Raw genomic sequence first — 19,439 nt, 5'->3', positions numbered from 1 at the left:
AACCCAGTCGCTGAAGAGTGCCTGATACACCGCATTTGTCTTTATTAGGGCTGCTACGCAGCCCAACGGGGACAAGCCCCCTCGCCACAGAAGTCAAACAGGTGACATCGTTTACCGGCTCAAGACGGCTTGCAGGTGATCGAGGTGCCGGGTCATCGAGGTTATCGCTGCAGCGGCATCCCCGCGTTCAAGGGCTTCGACAATGTGCAGCTGTTCCTGCCAATCGCTGGCGGGGAGCCCGTGCTGGGCGATGACCAGCGCGGTCAACGGCACCAGGCTGTTGAGAAACTGCGCCAGCGGGCCGTTGCCGGCAATGCTGGCCAACATCATATGAAACTCGCCTGAAAGCCGAATCGCCGCGCCCGGTTGATTGCGCTCGACGGCTTCCCGTTGCCGGGCAATCAGCTCGCGCAGTTGGCGCACGTGGGCCGGGGTTGCGTGGGTGCAGGCCAGTTGCACCACGGTCACTTCCATCAAGCGCCGCGCTTCGAGAATATGCTGCACTTGCCGGGCGTCTGGCGCTGCCACCTGGGCGCGAAGGTTGGGGCGCAGGATGATCACGTGCTGCTCGGCCAAACGCGCCAGAACCCGGCGGATGACACTGCGGCTGACGCCAAAGCTCTGCGCCAGGCTTTCTTCGGTGAAGCGGCTGGCCGGGACGATGCGCTGTTCGAGAATGGCCTCGAACAAGCGTGGGTAGATAGCATCCGCCGACAGCTTGTTGCCAGCCACCAGGCGCATGGTGGGCAGGGCTGCGACAGCAATGTTGCGTTGCAAGGCGTGGGCGGTCATGGCCTGTCTCCAATGTCAGCTGCCGAGATGGTCGTCCGGGATGTTCAGGGCGATGCCCATGCGCTGGCCTTCCATCAGGATATGGCGGCGCATTTCGGCACTGGCCAGGGCGCTGTTCTTATTACGAATGGCGCGCACCACGGCGTCGTTTTCCTGCAAGCGCTCCGCCAGGTGTTCAGGCGAGTTGCGCAGCACTTGGGCGCTCTGCTTGAGGGCGTTACTGGTCTGCTGCACCACGTTCTGGAAGATCGGGTTGGAGGTCAGTGCAAACAGTTCTTCGTGGAAGGCGATGTAAGCATTCATCCCGGCTTCGCTGTCGCCGGCGTCCAAGGCTTCGCGCATGTCCATCAGGGTCAGGCGCAGTTGCCCGACTTCCTTGCTGCTGATGGACTGGGCCACCAGGCCGACGATAAAGGGCTCCAGGGTGTAGCGCAGTTGCAGGATGTCTTCGAGGCTGGCGTCGGCCACGGCGTCGCTGGCCTGGGGTTCGCTGACGCTGGTTTCCAGCACAACCACGCCTTTGCCGGGCATCGAACGCACCAGCCCGAGGGTTTCCAGCACAATCACCGCTTCGCGCAGGCTCGGACGGCTGATACCCAATTGTTCGGCCAGTTCGCGTTGCCCGGGCAACATTTCCCCGCGCCGCCACTGACCTTGCGCCAGGGCGGCGCGCAGTTTTTCTACAACTGAATTGACAACAGTTGATGTGGTGATCACCTCGTGGCTCCTTGAAAAAATACTGTCTTGACTGCAGGAACGAGGGGCACGCCTGGTTCCTGCAGGGTGTGGGGGAGTGCAGGCTTCTAGAACTCCTGATGCGCCGGCTGCACCGGCTTCTTGGTCTGGAAGGCATAGCCTTGCTGGCCGTCGAGTACCTTGTTCGCCCGCTGGATATCAATGTCCTTTTCCCAACGGGCAATGGCCACGGTAGCCACGCAGTTGCCGATCAGGTTGGTCAACGCACGACCAATGCCCATGAACCAGTCCACCGCCAACACCAGCACCAGGCCTACCACCGGAATGGCCGGGATGGCGGTCAGCGTCGCCGCCAGAATCACCAGGGCCGAGCCCGGAATCCCGTGGGCGCCCTTGGAGGTAATCAGCGATACCAGCAGAATCGTCATCAAGTCTGTCATCGACAGCGGCGTGCCGGTGGCGTTGGCGATAAACACGATGGCCAGGGTCAGGTAGATCGAGAAACCGTCGAGGTTGAACGAGTAGCCGGTAGGAATCACCAGGCCCACCGTGGAACTGCCGATACCCAGGTGTTCCAGTTTACGCATGATCTGTGGCAACACCGCGTCCGAAGACGCGGTACCCATCACGATCAGCAATTCTTCACGCAGGTATTTGAGCAGGGGCAACATGCGCAAGCCGGACAGACGCATCACCAGTCCCAGGATCAATGCGACAAAGGCGATGCAGGTCAGGTAGAACAAGCCGACCAGGCTGCCCAAGTGTTGCAGCGAGTCCAGACCGTAGGTGCTGGTGGTAAAGGCGATGGCGCCAAACACACCAATGGGCGCCAGGCGCACAATCATGCCCATGATGCGAAAAATCACATGGCTCAGTTCATTGATCAGCCGCGAGATGCCGGAGGCTGCTTCACCCACCAGGTTCAGTGCGCTGCCAAACAGTACGGAGAACAACAGCACCTGAAGCACGTTGTTGTCGGCAAAGGCGCCAATCACCGAGTTGGGGATGAGTTCCATCAAAAACTGGCTGGTGCCTTTGATGTGCTGGCCACGGTCGGCCAGTTCATTGAGACCGGCGGAAGACAGTTGGTCCAGATGAATGTTGGCGCCGCTGCCGATCCCGGTGCTGAACGCCAGAATCAGGCCCAGCACCAAGGCAATGGTGGTCAGTATTTCAAAGTAGATCACTGACTTGAGGCCGATGCGCCCGACTTTCTTCAAGTCGCCGGCGCCAGAGATACCGCTGACCACGACGCAAAACACAATCAGGCCAATCAGCATTTTGATCAGCTTGATGAAGCCGTCACCCAAGGGTTTGAGTTGTGAGGAGAATTCTGGAAGGGCCAAGCCGCACACTATGCCAAGGATCAGGCCAATGACGACTTGCAGGAAAATCGAACGCGAGCACCATCTGAGCATGGGAGGGATCTCTATTCGGCGCCCTGGTGGGTCCAGGGCTTAATTGTTGTGGTCTTACCGGTATGTCCAGTGCGCGGTCAGTCTAATCAAGGTATTTTCCAATTAACAAGCACATATTCGCGTCTCAGCCGGTTCCGGTCTGACCAGTTGCTCGGTAACCGTGATGCTTGAGCGGTTGGCGGCACGCAAAGTTTTTTCGCTTATCATTCGGCGCTTGGCCAGAAAGGTGAATTATGGATCTGTCGGGACTGACAACGCACGATGGCGTCACCCACTGCAGTTGGCGTCAGTCGGCGCCGGAATATGCCCATTACCACGATCACGAGTGGGGCGTGCCGGTGGGCGATGACATTCAGTTGTTCGAGAAAATCTGCCTGGAAGGCTTTCAGGCCGGAATGGCGTGGATCACCATTCTGCGCAAGCGGGAAAACTTTCGGCGGGCATTCGAGGGTTTTGATTATCAACGGGTCGCCCGATACACCGAGGACGATATCCAGCGCCTGATGCTCGATCCTGGCATTGTGCGCAATCGGGCGAAGATCGTTTCGGTGATCAACAACGCGCGGCGGGCCTGTGAACTGGTGGCGGACACCGGCTCGCTGGCGGCGTGGCTGTGGTCGTTCGAGCCCGCCGACGCCGAGCGTCCCGCGCGGGTCGACCTGGCTTACTGGACCGCCAATCCGACCTCAATCGCCTCGATACGCTTGTCAAAAGCCTTGAAAAAGCGCGGCTGGACCTATGTCGGCCCGACCACGATGTATGCCTTGATGCAGGCGATGGGCATGGTCAACGATCATTTGGAAGGCTGCATCTGCCGACCGCAGATTGAACGCCTGCGACAACGCTTCATCCGGCCTTCGGCATTGCCGACACTCGCCGAGCATCCGTAGACCAGAACCCGTAGCTATCGTCTTGAACTTGGCCGGGCAAGCTCAGGCTGTTACGGGGTGACGTATGGCTTGAGATTTGCGCGTGCTCGGCAAGCTTCAAGACGGTATCTGCGGATGGATAAGCGCGGGATGTTGATGATTAATGCGCCAATGGGGTCAGCACCTCGGCGCTCTCATCCAGCACCATCACCACCAGCAACTTGGCCGGCCTGGTCTGGCTGGCATTACTCGATTCGAAATGGCGCGAACCGGCCGGTTCGTAGAACGATTGGCCAGCCGTGTAGGTGATGGCCTTTTCATCGTTGACCCGTGAGGTAATCTCGCCTTCCAGCACATACGCCACGGCCGTGCCGGTATGGCTGTGGGGGGCGGTCGCTTGGCCAGGAGCGTAGTCCACGGTGAGCATGATGGTTTTCTTGCCCGGGACGTTGGCGAGTGGGTGCTCCTGCAGTATGTTGATTTTCTCCTGGTTGTAGACCGGGTCGTGGGCAAGGGCACTGAACGAGGCCAGCAGCAGGGCTGTGCCGAGAAGCGTTTTCATGATGCGGATTCCGAGTTGTTCAAGACCCGGTCCACACTAAGCCTCACTCGCCTGCTGACCAATAGCCAATCGGCACGAAAACCCCTTAGCCAATCTCCAGGAGAATATCCCGCACCTTATCCAGCGCCGGGTCGATATCCAGGGTCTCGATGGCTCCGAAGCCGAACATCAGGCCTGTCTGTGCCGGTACTGCATGAAAAAACAGCGCCAGCGGATGCAGCCCCACGTCGGCCTCGTGTGCGCGCTTGATAAGCCGCTCGATGTCTATCGGCACCTTGCACAGGGCCGCCAGATGGAAGCCGGCCACGGTGGGCACGCTGCTGAACCAGGGCGCAAGATCGCCGGACAGGCGTGCGAGAAGGCGCTCGCGTCGCCCGGCGTATACCGTATGGCAGCGGCGAATGTGCTTGAGCAAATAGCCTTCGCTGATGAATTTGGCCAGCGCCCATTGCGGCAAGGTCGAGGTGTGTTGGTCGGTCAGTTGCTTGGCTTTGAGCACCGCGTCGAAGATGGCCGGCGGCAATACTGCGTAGCCGAGGCGCAATTCGGGCAGCAGGGTTTTCGAGAAGGTGCCGACGTAGGTGACCACGCCTTGGGTGTCCATGCTTTGCAGGGAATCGGTGGGGCGGCCCTCGTAGCGGAATTCGCTGTCATAGTCGTCCTCGATCACAATCGCTCCCAGTTCGATGGCCCGTGCCAGTAGCGCTTCTCGGCGTGACTGGCTCATGGGCATGCCCAATGGAAACTGATGGGAGGGCGTCACATAGATCAATCGCGTGCCGTCGGGAATCAGCGCGACCTGGAGGCCTTGTTCGTCAACCGGCACGCTCGCCACCGTCGCGCCCATGGCTTTGAACAACAGTCGCGCCGGCGTGTAGCCGGGGTCTTCCATGGCAACAATACTGCCCGGTTCCAATACGACGCGGGCGATCAGGTCGAGGGCCTGCTGGGCGCCGTTGGTCACCACGATGTTTTCACTGCGGCATTTGACGCCCCGGGAAAAGGCGATGTGCCCGGCGATAGCGCTGCGCAGCGCCGGCAAGCCTGCTGGCTGGCTGTAGAACCCGCTGCTTTGGGCGATACGGCGCAAGGCATCCTGGGTGCAGCGCCGCCATTCATCCTGTGGGAACTGGTTGCGGGTGGTGGCGCCCCCGATAAAGTCACGGCGCGGGCGGTTGTCGCGATCGGGATGGCCCAGGGAAAAGGGTAGGGCTTGCCATTTGGCCAGTGTGTCGGCGCAGGCAAGGTCAGGCGCGCGTTGCAACTGTTCGGCGCGTGTCGCCCAGGCATTGACGAAGGTACCCCGGCCGACCTTGCCGACCAACAGACCTTCGTAGGTCAGCACGGCGTAGGTGTCGGATACGGTCTTGCGCGAGACCCCCAGTTGTTCGGCCAACAGGCGGCTCGGGGGCAGTTGCGCACCGGCGGCCAGGCGGCCTGACTCGATCGCCGTGCGCAGTTGCTGGTAAAGCTGTTCCGCCAGATCCTTGCGGCCCTTGATAACGACGTGCAGTTCCATGTTTCATCCAGAGGCAATCAATCACCCGCAAGATTACCGCAAGTCGCTATCGCCGGAGCTTCTGACGATCAATCAGGACAGGAATCCACCGTCCACATTCAACGCTACGCCGGTGGTGTAGCTTGAGGCATCGCTGGCCAGGTACAGCACCGCACCGGCCATTTCATCCGGCGCGGCGACGCGCTTGAGTGGAATCTGTTGCAGGGCCATTTTCAGGATCGAATCGTTCTTCACCAGCGCCGAGGCGAACTTGGTGTCGGTCAGCCCCGGCAGCAGCGCGTTGCAGCGAATGCCGAACTGCGCGCATTCCTTGGCGAAGACCTTGGTCATGTTGATGACCGCGGCCTTGGTCACCGAATAGATGCCCTGGAAATGCCCAGGGGAAATACCGTTGATCGAGGCCACGTTGATGATGCTGCCGCCGCCGTTTTCGCGCATCAGCTTGCCGGCTTCCACGGACATGAAGAAGTAGCCGCGAATGTTCACATCGACGGTTTTCTGGAATGCGCCGAGATCAGTGTCCAGCACATTGCAGAACTGCGGGTTGGTGGCCGCGTTGTTGACCAGGATATCCAGGCGCCCGAATTGCTCGCGGATGCCGGCGAACACCGCGCTGATCTGTTCCATCTCGCCGATGTGGCAGGCAATCGCCGTGGCCTTGCCGCCGGCGGCGATGATCGCATCGGCGACGTGCTGGCAGCCGTCGATCTTACGGCTCGACACAATCACATGCGCGCCTTGCTGGGCCAGCAGTTTGGCGATGGCTTCGCCGATACCGCGGCTGGCGCCGGAAACAAAAGCGATCTTGCCGTCGAGGTCGAACAACTGAGTCTTGGACATGGTTTTTCCTTGTGAGGTCATAGCTCGGACTATCAGAGTACGGATTTGCCGATGACATTCAGGCTCATCTGCTCCAGCAGCTTGTTCATCTGAATGAACTGCGCAAAGCGTTTGTCCTGGGTCTGGCCATGGAAGAAGCGGTAGTAGATCTGCTGCACGATGCCGGCGAGGCGGAACAGGCCGTAGGTGTAGTAGAAGTCGAAGTTGTCGATCTGGATGCCCGAGCGTGCGGCGTAGTAATCGACGAATTCGCGGCGGGTGAGCATGCCCGGTGCATTGCTCGGTTGGCGACGCATCAATTGCACGGGCGCCGGGTCGTCCGCTTCAATCCAATAGGCCAGGCTGTTGCCCAGGTCCATCAACGGATCCCCAAGGGTGGTCAGTTCCCAATCCAGCACGCCGATGATCTGCATCGGATTGTGTGGGTCGAGGATCACGTTATCGAAGCGGTAGTCATTGTGGACGATGCTGGAAGTCGGGTGATCGGCGGGCATCTTGTCGTTGAGCCAGGCGCGCACCGCTGCCCATTTCGGCGCATCAGGGGTCAAGGCTTTCTCGTAGCGATCACTCCAGCCGCGAATCTGCCGCGCCACGTAACCTTCGGGCTTGCCCAGGTCGGCCAGGCCGCAGGCGGCATAGTCGACCTGGTGCAGTTCGACGAACTTGTCGATGAAACTCTTGCATAGCGCCTCGCTCTTCGCTGCGTCCAGGCCCAGTTCCGGTGGCAGGTCCGAGCGCAGGATGATGCCCTTGACCCGTTCCATCACGTAGAACTCGGCGCCGATCACCGATTCGTCGGTGCAATGCACGTACGTCTTGGGGCAATACGCAAAGCCGTCCTTGAGCTGGTTGAGAATGCGAAATTCACGCCCCATGTCATGGGCGGACTTGGCCTTGTGGCCAAAGGGCGGACGGCGCAGGACGAACTCCTGTTCGGGGTATTCCAGCAGGTAGGTCAGGTTGGACGCCCCACCAGGGAACTGGCTGATTTTCGGCGTGCCGCTCAGGCCCGGAATATGGGCCTTGAGGTAGGGATCGATGAGACTGGCATCAAGTTCTTCGCCGGGGCGAATCTGGGTCGATTGGTCGTTGAGCGCCATGCTTATCCCTTCTGCTTATTCTTGAGGCCTTGGACTATTGGCTAATCTAATGCGCGCGGCCGACCCGCGACAAGGTCGGGTCGGCTTAATAGGTTAGCGTGTTGGATGATGATCAGCGTGCCTGATCGGTCATTTCTCGGGCATGCGGTTGCGCGGTGGCAACGTTACGGGGGTCAGCACCGGGCGGCCGGCGAAGTGTTCCACCAGGTTGTCCGCCACCCGCTGCACGGTGTCGTGAGCGGCTTCCGGCGACAGGCCGGCGACGTGCGGCGTCAGTACCGTATTGGCCAGCGACTTGAAGGCGTCGGGGACGTTGGGCTCGTCGTCGAACACATCCAGCGCGGCGCCGCCAATGCGCCGTTGCTCCAGCGCGCTGATCAGGTCCGCCGTCACCACCACGCTGCCACGCGCGATGTTCACCAGAAAGCCGTTGGGCCCGAGGGCATCCAACGCCTGGCGGTCGATCAAATGCCGGGTTCCCGGGCCGCCCGGGGTGGCGATGATCAGAAAGTCCGAGGTGCGTGCCAGCTCCACCGGCGTTGAGCAGTAGGTGTAGTCGACATCGCCGCGTGGCTGGCGGCTGTGATAGCTGATGTGCATGTCGAAGCCCAGGGCCGCGCGTTTGGCGACAGCCATGCCGACGGCACCCAGGCCCAGGATGCCCAACTGTTTACCCGAGAGCGAAGGGCGCATCACCTTGGGCCATTCGCTACGCCGAACCGCGGCGTCGCTTCGAGGAATGCCTCGCACCAGCGACAGCAACAGCGCCAGGGCGTGGTCCGCCACCGACGGAGCATTCACGCCGGCGCCGTTGGTGACAATGATTCCCCGGTCGCTGGCGGCTTGCAGGTCCACCTGTTCATAACCCGCGCCGATCACGCAGATGATTTCCAGCAACGGCAGGGCGGCGATTTCTTCAGCGTAAAGCCCCAAGGGGCCGCGGGTCAGTACGGCCTGGATCTGGCCGCCATGGTGCTTGATCGCCTCACGCCGTTCGGTGGGCGTGGGCGCGAGGATTACATGAAAGTCATTGCTCTCGATGATGGGCAAATAGTCGTTGATGGTTTCGACCAGGACCAGAACAGTGGCGGGCATGCGAGGTTCTTCCTGAGGGCTTTGGTGGGGGAGAGTATGGGGTATTTTCCAGGACGGACTGTCTACAGGCATAGAAAAAAACTGATGCCTTGTACACGTGATCAATCCCTTTGACCGGCCTGATGGACGCTCCGTTCAGCGGTTTCGCGACCTCCGTGGGCCGCCTTCCAACCTGACCATTCCTCAGCTAAGTCTTTGCTTCTTCAGGTGAATCTTGGACAATCGCGCCCCTGTTACGGTTGTGGCGCTGCCTGTCAGGGTTTTCTGACTCGCCGCGACCGTATGAATGCGGAGATCCGAGCGGATGAATGATCAGGCCAATAGCGTCGATGAACGCTACGCAACGACACCTGTAACCCTCACCGGCTGGAGCCGCCAGGACACGACCTGGATGCTCGGCCTGTTCGGCACGGCGATTGGCGCCGGCACACTGTTTCTGCCCATCAACGCGGGCCTCGGCGGCTTCTGGCCGCTGCTGTTCCTCGCGCTGCTGGCCTTCCCGATGACGTTCTATGCGCACCGTGGCCTGACACGCTTTGTCCTTTCGGGCCGTGCGGGTTCGGACATTACCGAGGTGGTCGAGGAGCATTTCGGGATCAAGGCCGGTGCGGTGATCACCTTGTTGTACTTCTTTGCGATCTTTCCGATCCTGCTGATCTACAGCGTGGCCTTGACCAATACTGTCGGCAGTTTCATGCAGCATCAACTGCACATCGAGCCACCACCGCGGGCGCTGTTGTCGTTTGTGCTGATCCTCGGGCTGCTGGCCGTGGTGCGTTGTGGCGAGCACGTGATCGTCAAGGCCATGAGCCTGATGGTCTACCCGTTTATCGTCGCCTTGCTGTTTCTCGCGGTCTACCTGGTGCCGCATTGGAATGGTGGCATTCTCAGCACCGCGACTACGCTGCCTGAGCCGTCGGCGTTGTTGCACACGTTGTGGCTGGCGATTCCGGTGATGGTGTTCTCGTTCAATCATTCGCCGATCATCTCGGCCTTTGCGGTGGACCAGAAACGCCAGTATGGCGCCCACGCCGAAGAGCGCAGCTCGCAGATCCTGTCCCGCGCGCACGTGTTGATGGTCGCGATGGTGCTGTTTTTTGTCTTCAGTTGCGTGCTGACGCTGTCACCTGCGCAACTGGCCGAGGCCAAGGCGCAGAACCTGTCGATCCTGTCCTACCTGGCCAACCATTTCAGCAACCCGACCATCGCCTTCGCGGCGCCGTTGATTGCCTTCGTGGCAATTGCCAAGTCGTTCCTGGGCCACTACATCGGTGCCAGCGAAGGCCTTAAGGGTCTGGTCGTGAAAAGTGGCAAGCGTCCGGGCGCCAAGGCGCTGGACCGCATGACGGCGGCATTCATGCTGATCGTGTGCTGGGTCGTGGCGACGCTGAACCCGAGCATCCTGGGCATGATCGAGACACTGGGCGGACCGATCATTGCCTCGATCCTGTTCCTGATGCCGATGTACGCCATCCGCAAGGTTCCGGCCATGGCCAGGTACCGTGGACAGGCCTCCAACGTGTTCGTGACCCTGGTCGGCCTGGTGGCCATTTCCTCTCTGGTTTATTCGCTGATTCCTTGATCTGGACAGAGCCGGCGCTCTCGGCTTTGCTCACATGAGTAGAGCGCTCATCGCTAGACAACGGCCGATTCCGCGTGCAGCGCGATTCGGCCGTTTTTCTGCCAGGCCGGAAAGCTCAGCGCTACCACATGGTCGTTGTTCACGCGTTGCGGGGAACCGAGACGACTCAGCTGCACGCCATTTTTCAGGAAATAACGTTCCAGCGCCGGTGTGGTCACCGCCACCACTCGGTTGGCCCCTTGGCTCCAGGCATGATGCAGGCTGTTCCACCAGACCCGCATCGGCAATGTGCCGCGCTCCAGGGCGCGGGCGGCAAAACGCGAGACTTCCCAGGTGTCGCTGCTTTGGGGGATGGGCTGGTCACATAGAAATCCGAAGACTTCCGATAACAGATAGGGTTGTGTCGTCGGCAACAGTCGCGCGCATCCGCAGACCCGACGCCTGGCATCCAGGGCAAGGATATGGCGGGTGTCGGCCTGGTCGAACTGGTCGAATTCGCGTTGGGGCAGGGCATAGGTGGAATCCAGTTGCCAGCCCAGTTGCTGGATGAATACCTCATATCGATAGCGGCCCAGGTCGTCCTCGAGCGCTGTAGACAGTTCATGGTGATGACGAGTGATGATGTTGATCATTGGATGTCCTTATCGTGATCGTGGGGGTTTAAAGCAGGCCCAGTGCGGCGGCATAGGCGGCCGCAAGTGTTTTGTTGGCTGCCCCGAACTTCTTCTGGATGGCCTTGAGGTGAAAGTTCACGGTGTTGACGGAGATGGCGAGGATCAGCGCGATCTCGCCCGAACTCTTGCCGTCGGCGGTCCACTGCAGGATTTCCCGCTCACGCAGGCTGAGGCAGACCGACTCGTGGGCGTGTTCGCTGTGGCCCAGGTCGGTGAGGCGCAGTGTCACCAGTTCGAGGAGGCAACGCAGGCGCAATTGAATTTCGACGCTTTCGGCCGGTGAAATACGCTCCTGGCTCCGGGCCACGGACAGTACTCGCAACGAATGATCGTGGCTGCGGATCGGTAGCGTGGCGCCGACACACAGGCCCCATTCCCGGGCCTCTTGCCAAAGCTTTGGACTGTTATCAAACAGCGCGTCGTTCCAGAGCATCATCTCGGTAGAGCGCAGGCCACGGAGAATCGACGGATCGACCGCCGCGTAGTTCTGGGCCTCGTAATGTTCCAGCCATCGTTCGGGGTATGAACCGTAAATCTCGGTTTTCGGGCGGGTAAAAGGGGTCAGATGGCGTATACCATAGGCGTAATACTCGAACCCCAACTGCAACACTTCCCGTTCCAGAAGCGCAAACACGTGAGCCCCTGTCTGTAGCGTGAGCATCTCGATCCGCAAGCGATTCCACCAGCGGATGAGGTCGTTTTCCTTCTCCATGGACAGTCGCCTCGATTCCTGGAACCTTTGGCAATCTAGCCCACGTGTTCTGTCTGTCAACCTTTTCCTACGCTTCCCGATGGCTCTGGCACGGTACTCTCGCCTACGAGGCGGGTCATTCATGAGGCTTGGCGCAGTCGAGGTATTGAATAGCGGGCGTGGCATTGTTCAATGGCGTTGACCGCTGTCTCGCAGGAAGCTGCATCGGCGGGCGTCAGGCTGCTCGCTCGACGACAGGCTTTTTGCAAACGGGTGTCCTGTAGGAGTGCGCTGATCGCACCTTGCAGGTCGTGTTTATCCAATGGCAAGGCGAGACGTATCCCACAACCCATGCGCACCAGCCGTTCAGCGTTATCGAACTGGTCATGGGCGATCGGCAGGGCGATTTGCGGGATGCCGGCCGCGAGGGCCTGGCTCATCGCGCCGATACCGCCGGGATGAACCAGGCCGGCGGCGTGCGGCAGCAGCGAGCTCATGGGTAAAAACGGTCGCTGCATCACAGTGGATGGCAGGTCTGCGATGTCTGGCCGATCACCGGTCAGGAAAATGCCGCGTGCGCCGGCCCTGTGCAGCGCTGCCAGGGCGAAGCGATAGAACTGCTGGTCGAAATGTTCGGTGGAACCTTGGGTGAAGACAATCGGCGCCGGTCCGGCCTTCAGAAAGGCTTGGGTCTGTTCATCGAGCCCAATACTGCCGCCGTCGAACAGTGGGAAGCCGGCCATGTGCAATGGCTGCGGCCAGTCTTGCTGTACCGGTGCGAACCAGTCGGGAAACAGGCAGATCACCCCTTGGGGCGCATGCATCCACTGACTGAAGATGTGCTTCGCCGTGCCCGGCAGCCCGCGCTTGTGGCGCAGCGCATTGATCTGCGGTGCGCAGGTACGATCCAGGCTCAGGTATTCGATCCCGCGCCAAAGCCATTTGCGCAAGGTCAAGGGCAGCCGCGGCGACACGTTGAACGTGGGGTGGATCGGCGGCAAGTGCGCCGACAACAGCGTTGAAGGAGACACCTGGACGGACAAGTAGGGAAAGCCGTATTTCTCATGGGCGATGCGTGCACCCAAGGCCCACAGCGAGCCGACCACCACCGTATCGTCATGGTCCTGGGCGGCGAGATAGTCATAGACCGGCTCCAACAGGCCGGCAATCGCTTGCCACAACACGGTGAAGGAGGTTTTCGGGTCCCACAACCGGGGATCGCCCATGGCGGCGTTGTAGGTCGCCTCATCGCACAACGGCACAAACTCCAGGCCCCGGGCTTCGATGGTGTGTTGAAACGCCGGCATGCTGCACAAGGTCACCTGATGACCGCGCAAGGTCAGGGCGGCGCCGAGGCCGATAAAGGGGAATACGTCACCGGCCGAGCCGATGGCAATCATGATTACTCGCATCATCCACATCCTTGTTGAAAAGTGCTCACGCGAAACTCAACTGCGCTCGGTGAGGGAGCGAGCTGCACATCGCCTCTGGCGGTGCGTTGCGAGGCTCCAGCAAATGGCCCAGCAATGCGCTGTGTACGCCGTTGGCGGCCGCTCTCGACTCCAGGTCCAGAAAATGCCCGCTGCTTTCTGCGGTGGAGAAGCTGCAATCGCGGATGTACTGTTTGAAACGCTGAACGTCGATTGCGCTGGTGTATTCATCCCAGGCGCCGTTCAAGAAGTGAACATGGCTGTCGATGCTCGACAGCTGCGGCAGGTAAGCCCCTTCGTTGAGCTTGAGGGCCTGGTCGATATGGAACCGCGCTTGATGCGGTTCGGCGTTGACCAACAGCGCCATGTGTTGTTGATTGGCGGTCTTGAGTCGGGCCGGGAGGTGCTTGCCCAGGGTCTGGTTGAGCAAATGGCCGATACCCGCATTGTCACCTCGGGCCATGAGGGCCTGGGCACCGCTGACGTAGTCGAGCATCGGAGCATTGAGGCCCGGAGCGAATGACATGACCACCGAGCTTTCGATGCCATCCGGCTTTTTGGCGAGGGCCAGCAGGGTCGACAGGCCGCCCCAGGACGCGGAAACCAGGTGGTGGATGTTGAAACGCTTGATCAATGCCAACAGGATCTGCACTTCGTCGTCCTTGGTCACCAGGCTCCGATCCGGGTTGTGGGCGCGGGAGTTTCCGGCAAACGGCAAGTCGAACAGCACCACGTTGAAGTGCTCGGCCAGGCATTTGCTGGTACGGGCAAAAGCCGACGTCGTGGCCATCGCTCCATTGACCAGCAATACGTTTTTTCTGTCGGGAGCATCGCCGATCTGTTCCACTGACACTGTGTAGTCCTTGAAAACCTTCTTGATCACATATTGGTTGCGCCACATAACACACCTCCAGCAAGCACTTGAAAAACGGGCGAAAACGCCCCTGCCACTGGGCTCAAGCGCCGAGGGCAAGGCATGGCTGTTTTTTTTATTAGAAGTAGTACGGCTTACAACGCGAAGAACATCCAAAGCAGGCAGACCCCATGACGCAGGCGTCACGGTGTAGAGAGTTTTAGTCTTCAAGGCGCGGAGGGACAACTACCTGATCTGGTAGGTCATTGCGCAGGGCTGGTCGTCAGTCAGTGTTTTGTCGTGGGGCAGGCATAAAAAAGCCGCGTATCTTGCGATACGCGGCGTTTTTTAACGGGTGCAGCTATAACGTGAAACCTTAGGCTTGAAGCACCGGAATGTTCGCGTTGGCCGCGCTTTCACGGAACTCGGCGATCTGGTCAAAGCTCAGGTAGCGATAGACATCGCTGGCCATGGTGTTGATCTTCGCGGCGTATTCCATGTACTCCTCGACGGTCGGCAGGCGACCCAGGATCGAGGCCACCGACGCCAACTCGGCCGACGCCAGGTAGACGTTCGCGCCGTCACCCAGACGGTTCGGGAAGTTACGGGTCGATGTCGACACAACTGTCGAGTTCGGCTCTACACGTGCCTGGTTACCCATGCACAGCGAGCAGCCCGGCATTTCCATGCGCGCGCCAGCCTTGCCGTAGATGCCGTAGTAGCCTTCTTCGGTCAGTTGGTGAGCGTCCATTTTGGTCGGCGGCGACAGCCACAGACGGGTTGGCAGCTGACCCTTGACCTGATCCAGCAGTTTACCGGCAGCGCGGAAGTGACCGATGTTGGTCATGCACGAACCGATGAAGACTTCGTCGATCTTCTCGCCAGCGACGCTGGACAGCAGACGGGCGTCGTCCGGATCGTTTGGCGCGCAGAGCACAGGCTCATTGATTTCGGCCAGGTCGATCTCGATCACTTCGGCGTATTCCGCGTCGGCGTCGGCCACCATCAGTTCAGGGTTGGCAACCCAGGCTTCCATCGCTTGGGCGCGACGTTCCAGGGTCCGCGCATCACCGTAGCCTTCGCCGATCATCCAGCGCAGCAGGGTGATGTTGGAGTTCAGGTACTCGGTGATGGACTCTTTCGACAGCTTGATGGTGCAACCGGCAGCCGAACGTTCGGCCGAGGCGTCGGACAGTTCGAAAGCCTGCTCGATGCTCAGGTCGTCCAGGCCTTCGATTTCCAGGATGCGGCCGGAGAAGGCGTTTTTCTTGCCTTTCTTCTCTACGGTCAACAGGCCTTTCTGAATCGCGTAGTAAGGAATGGCATGCACCAGGTCACGCAGGGTGATGCCGGGTTGCATTTTGCCTTTGAAGCGCACCAGGATCGATTCCGGCATGTCCAGTGGCATTACGCCAGTGGCGGCGGCAAACGCCACCAGGCCGGAACCGGCCGGGAACGAGATGCCCATCGGGAAACGGGTGTGGGAGTCACCACCGGTGCCGACGGTGTCCGGCAGCAGCATGCGGTTCAGCCAGCTGTGGATGATGCCGTCGCCCGGACGCAGGGACACGCCGCCACGGGTCATGATGAAGTCAGGCAGGGTGTGATGGGTGGTCACGTCGATCGGCTTTGGATAGGCCGCGGTGTGGCAGAAGGACTGCATCACCAGATCGGTGGAGAAGCCCAGGCACGCCAGGTCTTTCAGTTCGTCACGGGTCATTGGACCGGTGGTGTCCTGGGAGCCGACGGTGGTCATCTTCGGCTCGCAGTAGGTACCTGGGCGAACGCCCTCTACACCGCAGGCCTTGCCGACCATTTTCTGCGCCAGGGTGAAGCCCTTGGTGCTTTCAGCCGGTGCTTCAGGCTTCTTGAACAGGTCGGAGGGTGGCAGGCCGAGTTCGGCGCGGGCCTTTTCGGTCAGGCCACGGCCAATGATCAGCGGGATACGGCCGCCGGCGCGTACTTCGTCCAACAGCACCGGGGTCTTCATTTCGAAGGTGGTCAGGACTTCATCGGTGCCGTGCTTGCAGACTTTGCCAGCATGCGGGTAGAGGTCGATCACGTCGCCCATGTGCATGTTGGTGACGTCAAATTCGATGGGCAGTGCGCCAGCATCTTCCATGGTGTTGTAGAAGATCGGAGCGATTTTGCTGCCGAAGCAGAAACCGCCAGCGCGCTTGTTCGGCACGTAAGGCACGTCGTCACCGAAGAACCACAGGACCGAGTTGGTGGCGGATTTGCGCGACGAACCGGTACCGACCACATCACCGACGTAAGCGATAGGGAAACCCTGGCCGCGCATTTCTTCGATCTGCTTCATCGGGCCGGTCTTGCCTTGCTCGTCCGGGACGATGCCGTCACGGGCCATTTTCAGCATGGCCAGGGCGTGCAGCGGGATGTCAGGGCGGGACCAGGCGTCCGGGGCAGGGGACAGGTCGTCGGTGTTGGTTTCGCCAGTAACCTTGAACACGCGCAGGCTGATCTTGTCGGCCAGCGTCGGGCGGTTCTTGAACCACTCGCCGTCGGCCCAGGACTGGATCACGGCTTTGGCGTACGCGTTGCCAGCCTTGGCTTTTTCGGCCACGTCGTGGAACGCATCGAACATCAGCAGGGTGTGCTTGAGCTGGGCAGCCGCGACAGGCGCCAGCTCGGCGTTGTCCAGCAGCTCGACCAAGGTCACGATGTTGTAGCCACCTTGCATGGTGCCCAGCAGTTCAACGGCGCGTTTCTTGTCGATCAGGGGAGAAGTTGCTTCGCCCTTGGCCAGGGCAGACAGGAAGCCGGCCTTGACGTAGGCAGCTTCGTCAACGCCTGGTGGAATGCGGTTGGTGATCAGGTCAACGAGGAACTCTTCTTCGCCAGCCGGGGGATTTTTCAGCAGCTCGACCAGGCCTGCGGTTTGTTCGGCGTTAAGTGGCTGGGGAACGATACCCAGGGCTGTACGCTCTTCGATATGTTTGCGGTAGGCTTCAAGCACAGTTATTACCCTCATCAGTAGTCCCACGGGACGCTCATCCAGAAATGAACGGCACGCATGCGCTCGGGGGCTTTTTGGGCCGCAAAGCCAGCGCTGCCGCCATTCCTTATAGAAGCTGCTTTCAAAGTTTTACGCCTGCAGAACGGAGCTGATGAGGGTTGGCGCTGGTTATTGACCTACCGGGTAATAACCAGCGCCAACACCGTTCTGAAGGAACGACTGTGCTCGTGACGCTTTGAAAACAGCTTCCAGCGGATTATTGGCGCCTTACAAGGCCGGATGATTCTACGGCAAAAAAAAGCTAAAGGTAAGTTGCCGCGCTAAGTTTGCAGGGTGATGAACCTTAGACAAAGGGCTAACATGTCGAACTGTTTCGCTGATTTGTGCGTTGTCGATCATGTCCAACCAAACCATCAAGACCCCCTGCGTAGGCCTGTGTTCCACGGTTTACGGCGATCTTGTGTGCCGCGGCTGCAAGCGCTTTCACCACGAAGTGATCCAGTGGAATGGCTATAACGAAGAAGAAAAACGCGCAGTATGGCTGCGGCTGGAGCAGTTATTGGTGCAGGTGATGGCCGGCAAGCTGGAAGTCTTCGACCCCAAAACCCTGCGCGGGCAGTTGGAGCAGCGCAAGATCCGCTTTGTGCCGCACCAGTCCGAGTACTGCTGGGCTTACCAGTTGATCGCCCGTGGCGCGCGGGTCATCACTAATCTTGAGGCCTACGGCATGGTGCTGCTGCCGGAGTTTCGCGACTGGAACCTGCCGCGGTTGCGCGATGCCATCGACCGCGAGTTTTTCATCCTGTCCGAGGCGCACTACCAGCGCTACATCGCCCCGGGGTTTCTCAAGGATGTATTTTCCAACTGACCCCGCATGACCCCCTGTAGGAGCGAGCTTGCTCGCGAAAAACCCGAGAGCGCCTCGGCGTGTCAGGTTTCCCGTGACATCGTTAACGACCTTCGCGAGCAAGCTCGCTCCTACACTGCTCAGCGTCGCGCCCAGGATCAAAAGCCAGGGCCGAGCCGTCTTCTGTAGGAGCGAGCTTGCTCGCGAAAAACCCGAGAGCGCCTCGGCGTGTCAGGTTTCCCGTGTCATCGTTGACGACCTTCGCGAGCAGGCTCGCTCCTACACTGCTCAGCGTCGCGCCCAGGATCAACAGCCAGGGCCGAGCCGTCTTCTGTAGGAGCGAGCTTGCTCGCGAAAAACCCGAGAGCGCCTCGGCGTGTCAGGTTTCCCGCGTCATCGTTAACGACCTTCGCGAGCAAGCTCGCTCCTACACTGCTCAGCGTCGCGCCCAGGATCAACAGCCAGGGCCGAGCCGTCTTCTGTAGGAGCGAGCTTGCTCGCGAAAAACCCGAGAGCGCCTCGGCGTGTCAGGTTTCCCGCGTCATCGTTGACGACCTTCGCGAGCAAGCTCGCTCCTACAGTGGGTCCTCACTGTCTGGAGGATCGGCGTCAAGGGGTGCTGGCCAGTTCCTGTAGATGATCCATCAGCGCCTGGGGCTTGAGTACCAGGACATCGCTTTCCACCGCATCCAGCACCACCTCGGCGGTGTTGCCGATCAAGGTCCCCGAGATACCGGTGCGTGCCACTGTGCCGATGATCGTCACTGCCGCGTGTAACGTATGGGCCAAGTGCGGAATCAGCACATCCGCCGGGCCTTCCTCGATATGCAAGCGGGCGTCATCGATATCGAACTCGGCTTGAAACGCCTTGCACTGTTCGCGATAGCGCGCTTCGATGGTTTCCTTGAGCTGGAATACCGGGTCGGCGGCCGACAGCATCGGTGACGGGTGGGCGCTGATCACATGCAGCTGTGCCTTGGCCAGGCTGGCGATGTCGAAACCATGGTCGATGATTGCGGCATGCAGGGATTTATGCTCGCCGTCGAGGTTGCCCACGTCGACGGCGGCCAGGATCACCCCGTCGGCCCAGGGCGTGGCGGTCTTCACCAGCAGCACCGGCGTCGGGCAATAACGCAACAACTTCCAGTCCGCCGGGGTCAGCAGGGCTTTTTTCAGCGGGCTGTCAGAAAAGTGCTGCTTGATCACCAGCCCACAACCTTCGGCCTGCTGCACCTCGATGATGGTTTCATGCAGGCTGTCATTCCAGGCTTGTTCAGTGGTGACGCTGTAGCCGTCCGCGAGTAATCCCTGCTTGAGCACACTCAACATGGCCGAATGCTCATGTTTTTTGTCACAGACCAGCAAATGCAGGTGGGCGTCGGTGACCCCCGCGATCAGCTTTGCGCGCTTCAGGGCCAGGCTCTCCGAATGTTCGGGCTCGATGACCACCAGGATGCTGCGGATGGCTTGCATGATCGGGATCTCCAGGAAAAG

General features: G+C 60.2%; 17 protein-coding genes. 3 read left to right on the top strand and 14 right to left on the bottom strand.

Annotation, left to right across the window (positions count from 1 at the left end):
• Positions 1-111 precede the first annotated feature (111 nt).
• From AC6CIA_RS25080 to AC6CIA_RS25070, 3 genes are all read right to left on the bottom strand, one after another.
• Positions 112-792 carry a GntR family transcriptional regulator gene (locus AC6CIA_RS25080; RefSeq protein ID WP_498315785.1) on the bottom strand — a complete coding sequence of 227 codons (681 nt, stop codon included), beginning with the start codon at positions 790-792 and terminating at the stop codon, positions 112-114.
• Between the two features lie 15 nt (positions 793-807).
• A complete protein-coding gene (locus AC6CIA_RS25075; protein ID WP_084381483.1) occupies positions 808-1,509 on the bottom strand; it encodes a FadR/GntR family transcriptional regulator in 702 nt (233 codons plus the stop codon).
• 86 nt (positions 1,510-1,595) lie between these two features.
• Positions 1,596-2,921 carry a C4-dicarboxylate transporter DctA gene (locus AC6CIA_RS25070; protein WP_339532665.1) on the bottom strand — a complete coding sequence of 442 codons (1,326 nt, stop codon included), beginning with the start codon at positions 2,919-2,921 and terminating at the stop codon, positions 1,596-1,598.
• 218 nt (positions 2,922-3,139) lie between these two features.
• Here AC6CIA_RS25070 and AC6CIA_RS25065 point away from each other — a divergent pair, with 218 nt between their 5' ends.
• The gene (locus tag AC6CIA_RS25065; protein WP_498315784.1) at positions 3,140-3,796 is read left to right on the top strand and encodes a DNA-3-methyladenine glycosylase I; all 657 of its coding nucleotides are present in this window, start codon (positions 3,140-3,142) and stop codon (positions 3,794-3,796) included.
• Positions 3,797-3,935: 139 nt separating this feature from the next.
• Here the strand turns inward: AC6CIA_RS25065 and AC6CIA_RS25060 are convergent, their stop codons facing one another.
• From AC6CIA_RS25060 to AC6CIA_RS25040, 5 genes are all read right to left on the bottom strand, one after another.
• Positions 3,936-4,337 carry a cupin domain-containing protein gene (locus AC6CIA_RS25060; RefSeq protein ID WP_498315783.1) on the bottom strand — a complete coding sequence of 134 codons (402 nt, stop codon included), beginning with the start codon at positions 4,335-4,337 and terminating at the stop codon, positions 3,936-3,938.
• 85 nt (positions 4,338-4,422) lie between these two features.
• Positions 4,423-5,856 (bottom strand): MocR-like pyridoxine biosynthesis transcription factor PdxR, encoded by a 1,434-nt coding sequence (gene pdxR / locus AC6CIA_RS25055; RefSeq protein ID WP_498315782.1) that lies wholly within the window; start codon positions 5,854-5,856, stop codon positions 4,423-4,425.
• 72 nt (positions 5,857-5,928) lie between these two features.
• A complete protein-coding gene (locus AC6CIA_RS25050) occupies positions 5,929-6,696 on the bottom strand; it encodes an SDR family oxidoreductase (protein WP_498315781.1) in 768 nt (255 codons plus the stop codon).
• A 32-nt stretch (positions 6,697-6,728) separates the two neighbouring features.
• On the bottom strand, positions 6,729-7,796 hold the full coding sequence (locus AC6CIA_RS25045; RefSeq protein WP_498315780.1) for a phosphotransferase family protein: 1,068 nt from the start codon (positions 7,794-7,796) through the stop codon (positions 6,729-6,731).
• 129 nt (positions 7,797-7,925) lie between these two features.
• A complete protein-coding gene (locus tag AC6CIA_RS25040) occupies positions 7,926-8,891 on the bottom strand; it encodes a 2-hydroxyacid dehydrogenase (protein ID WP_498315779.1) in 966 nt (321 codons plus the stop codon).
• 304 nt (positions 8,892-9,195) lie between these two features.
• Here AC6CIA_RS25040 and AC6CIA_RS25035 point away from each other — a divergent pair, with 304 nt between their 5' ends.
• Positions 9,196-10,473, top strand: coding sequence for a serine/threonine transporter (locus tag AC6CIA_RS25035; RefSeq protein WP_339532619.1), 1,278 nt, complete (start codon positions 9,196-9,198; stop codon positions 10,471-10,473).
• Between the two features lie 53 nt (positions 10,474-10,526).
• Here the strand turns inward: AC6CIA_RS25035 and AC6CIA_RS25030 are convergent, their stop codons facing one another.
• From AC6CIA_RS25030 to acnB, 5 genes are all read right to left on the bottom strand, one after another.
• Positions 10,527-11,105 carry an acyl-homoserine-lactone synthase gene (locus tag AC6CIA_RS25030; protein ID WP_498315778.1) on the bottom strand — a complete coding sequence of 193 codons (579 nt, stop codon included), beginning with the start codon at positions 11,103-11,105 and terminating at the stop codon, positions 10,527-10,529.
• A gap of 28 nt (positions 11,106-11,133) precedes the next feature.
• Positions 11,134-11,859, bottom strand: coding sequence for an autoinducer binding domain-containing protein (locus tag AC6CIA_RS25025; protein ID WP_498315777.1), 726 nt, complete (start codon positions 11,857-11,859; stop codon positions 11,134-11,136).
• A gap of 119 nt (positions 11,860-11,978) precedes the next feature.
• On the bottom strand, positions 11,979-13,250 hold the full coding sequence (locus AC6CIA_RS25020; protein WP_498315788.1) for a glycosyltransferase: 1,272 nt from the start codon (positions 13,248-13,250) through the stop codon (positions 11,979-11,981).
• Positions 13,251-13,275: 25 nt separating this feature from the next.
• Positions 13,276-14,169 carry an alpha/beta fold hydrolase gene (locus tag AC6CIA_RS25015; RefSeq protein ID WP_498315776.1) on the bottom strand — a complete coding sequence of 298 codons (894 nt, stop codon included), beginning with the start codon at positions 14,167-14,169 and terminating at the stop codon, positions 13,276-13,278.
• Between the two features lie 328 nt (positions 14,170-14,497).
• Positions 14,498-17,098 carry a bifunctional aconitate hydratase 2/2-methylisocitrate dehydratase gene (gene acnB, locus AC6CIA_RS25010; protein WP_498315787.1) on the bottom strand — a complete coding sequence of 867 codons (2,601 nt, stop codon included), beginning with the start codon at positions 17,096-17,098 and terminating at the stop codon, positions 14,498-14,500.
• A gap of 397 nt (positions 17,099-17,495) precedes the next feature.
• Between acnB and AC6CIA_RS25005 the strand changes: the two genes are divergently transcribed.
• Complete coding sequence (locus AC6CIA_RS25005) at positions 17,496-17,966, top strand: DUF1289 domain-containing protein (protein WP_498315775.1); 471 nt, start codon at positions 17,496-17,498, stop codon at positions 17,964-17,966.
• Between the two features lie 588 nt (positions 17,967-18,554).
• Here AC6CIA_RS25005 and uspL read toward each other — a convergent pair.
• A complete protein-coding gene (gene uspL / locus AC6CIA_RS25000) occupies positions 18,555-19,418 on the bottom strand; it encodes a universal stress protein UspL (protein ID WP_498315774.1) in 864 nt (287 codons plus the stop codon).
• Positions 19,419-19,439: the final 21 nt, after the last annotated feature.

This window comes from Pseudomonas sp. GQ91, from assembly GCF_059758795.1.
This window is presented reverse-complemented; position numbering and strand designations above follow the sequence as displayed.

Bases quoted from the DNA above. Each gene is read 5' to 3' on its own strand.
- AC6CIA_RS25030 (WP_498315778.1), bottom strand. From the start codon at position 11,105: ATGATCAACATCATCACTCGTCATCACCATGAACTGTCTACAGCGCTC.
- AC6CIA_RS25050 (WP_498315781.1), bottom strand. From the start codon at position 6,696: ATGTCCAAGACTCAGTTGTTCGACCTCGACGGCAAGATCGCTTTTGTT.
- AC6CIA_RS25005 (WP_498315775.1), top strand. From the start codon at position 17,496: ATGTCCAACCAAACCATCAAGACCCCCTGCGTAGGCCTGTGTTCCACG.
- uspL (WP_498315774.1), bottom strand. From the start codon at position 19,418: ATGCAAGCCATCCGCAGCATCCTGGTGGTCATCGAGCCCGAACATTCG.
- AC6CIA_RS25035 (WP_339532619.1), top strand. From the start codon at position 9,196: ATGAATGATCAGGCCAATAGCGTCGATGAACGCTACGCAACGACACCT.
- AC6CIA_RS25015 (WP_498315776.1), bottom strand. From the start codon at position 14,169: ATGTGGCGCAACCAATATGTGATCAAGAAGGTTTTCAAGGACTACACA.
- AC6CIA_RS25080 (WP_498315785.1), bottom strand. From the start codon at position 792: ATGACCGCCCACGCCTTGCAACGCAACATTGCTGTCGCAGCCCTGCCC.
- AC6CIA_RS25065 (WP_498315784.1), top strand. From the start codon at position 3,140: ATGGATCTGTCGGGACTGACAACGCACGATGGCGTCACCCACTGCAGT.
- AC6CIA_RS25060 (WP_498315783.1), bottom strand. From the start codon at position 4,337: ATGAAAACGCTTCTCGGCACAGCCCTGCTGCTGGCCTCGTTCAGTGCC.
- AC6CIA_RS25040 (WP_498315779.1), bottom strand. From the start codon at position 8,891: ATGCCCGCCACTGTTCTGGTCCTGGTCGAAACCATCAACGACTATTTG.
- AC6CIA_RS25025 (WP_498315777.1), bottom strand. From the start codon at position 11,859: ATGGAGAAGGAAAACGACCTCATCCGCTGGTGGAATCGCTTGCGGATC.
- pdxR (WP_498315782.1), bottom strand. From the start codon at position 5,856: ATGGAACTGCACGTCGTTATCAAGGGCCGCAAGGATCTGGCGGAACAG.
- AC6CIA_RS25045 (WP_498315780.1), bottom strand. From the start codon at position 7,796: ATGGCGCTCAACGACCAATCGACCCAGATTCGCCCCGGCGAAGAACTT.
- AC6CIA_RS25020 (WP_498315788.1), bottom strand. From the start codon at position 13,250: ATGCGAGTAATCATGATTGCCATCGGCTCGGCCGGTGACGTATTCCCC.